We start from the raw sequence: 527 nt of genomic DNA on the forward strand, positions 1-527 counted from the left end.
GGCCTGCCCCTTTGGTTGCTGGCCGAGCTGACTTATCGCTGCCCGCTGCAATGCCCGTACTGCTCCAATCCGCTGGACTTTGCCGAACAAGGCCAGGAGCTCAGTACCGAGCAGTGGATCAAGGTGTTCCGCGAGGCACGCGAGATGGGCGCGGCGCAGCTGGGCTTTTCCGGTGGTGAGCCGTTGGTGCGCCAGGACCTCGCCGAGCTGATTGCCGAAGCTCGCCAGCTGGGGTTCTACACCAACCTGATCACCTCCGGCATCGGCCTGACCGAGCAGAAAATCAGCGATTTCAAGAAGGCTGGTCTCGATCACATCCAGATCAGTTTCCAGGCCAGCGACGAGCAGGTGAACAACCTGCTGGCGGGCTCGAAAAAGGCCTTCGCGCAAAAGCTGGAAATGGCCCGCGCCGTGAAAGCCCATGGCTACCCGATGGTGCTGAACTTCGTGACCCATCGGCACAACATCGACAAGATCGACCGCATCATCGAGCTGTGCATTGCCCTGGAGGCCGACTTCGTCGAACT

1 protein-coding gene is annotated in these 527 nt (G+C 60.7%); it reads left to right on the forward strand.

Going from position 1 to position 527, the window contains the following annotated elements; genetic code table 11:
- A partial coding sequence (locus tag AC3WWR_RS30860; RefSeq protein ID WP_492599322.1) for a radical SAM protein occupies positions 1-527 on the forward strand: 527 nt, incomplete at both ends.

The sequence above is a fragment of the Pseudomonas sp. EB271-G4-1 genome (genome assembly GCF_058791355.1).